This window comes from Shewanella salipaludis (assembly GCF_012911865.1).
Classification (GTDB): Bacteria; Pseudomonadota; Gammaproteobacteria; order Enterobacterales; family Shewanellaceae; genus Shewanella; species Shewanella salipaludis.
In genome coordinates this window covers 1-660 of the sequence record NZ_JAAXYH010000038.1, presented here as the reverse complement: position 1 = coordinate 660, position 660 = coordinate 1, and the positions used below count along the sequence as shown (strand labels likewise).

1 protein-coding gene, 1 tRNA gene and 2 rRNA genes are annotated in these 660 nt (G+C 47.7%); 1 reads left to right on the top strand and 3 read right to left on the bottom strand.

The window, feature by feature from the left end; all coding sequences use genetic code 11:
• A partial coding sequence (locus HC757_RS18905; protein WP_169565933.1) for an integrase core domain-containing protein occupies positions 1-81 on the top strand: 81 nt, incomplete at its 5' end.
• A 186-nt stretch (positions 82-267) separates the two neighbouring features.
• Here the strand turns inward: HC757_RS18905 and rrf (HC757_RS18900) are convergent.
• The 3 genes from rrf (HC757_RS18900) to rrf (HC757_RS18890) form a co-directional block, all read right to left on the bottom strand.
• Positions 268-383 (bottom strand): 5S ribosomal RNA (gene rrf, locus HC757_RS18900).
• A 34-nt stretch (positions 384-417) separates the two neighbouring features.
• Positions 418-493, bottom strand: a tRNA-Thr gene (locus HC757_RS18895).
• Between the two features lie 54 nt (positions 494-547).
• A 5S ribosomal RNA gene (gene rrf, locus HC757_RS18890) occupies positions 548-660 on the bottom strand; the annotation flags it as partial.

Here is a 660-nt window from a genome sequence, read left to right as displayed (position 1 = left end):
CGGACACATTACAATGAAGTGCGCCCGCACAGTTCACTGAATTATCTGCCACCAAGTGAATTTGCAAAACGAGTGGCATAATGAAGGAATTCTCACAGGATGTGGTACTAATCCAGGGGAAAGATCAATTGTGCTGAATCTGGGAGAAGGTCAGTGTTAAGTCTGGGGGAAAGGTCAAGAAGGTTAACTGGAATGGGCCTGGGAATCGCAAATGCAAAAAAGCCACCTTGTTAGGTGGCTTTATCACTCTCTTACGAGAAATTAGGTGTTTGGAAATGACCTACTCTCACATGGGGAGACCCCACACTACCATCGGCGCGATTGCGTTTCACTTCTGAGTTCGGGATGGGGTCAGGTGGGGCCACAATGCTATGGTTTCCAAACAAATTTTTTCTAGGACATGACACTAGATTGTAATGGTGCTGATACCCAGAATCGAACTGGGGACCTCATCCTTACCAAGGATGCGCTCTACCGACTGAGCCATATCAGCATGTTCTTTCTCAAATTGCTTTGGCAATTTGCTTCTCTTACGAGAAAATTAGGCGCCTGGAAATGACCTACTCTCACATGGGGAGACCCCACACTACCATCGGCGCGATTGCGTTTCACTTCTGAGTTCGGGATGGGATCAGGTGGGGCCACAATGCTATGGTTTCC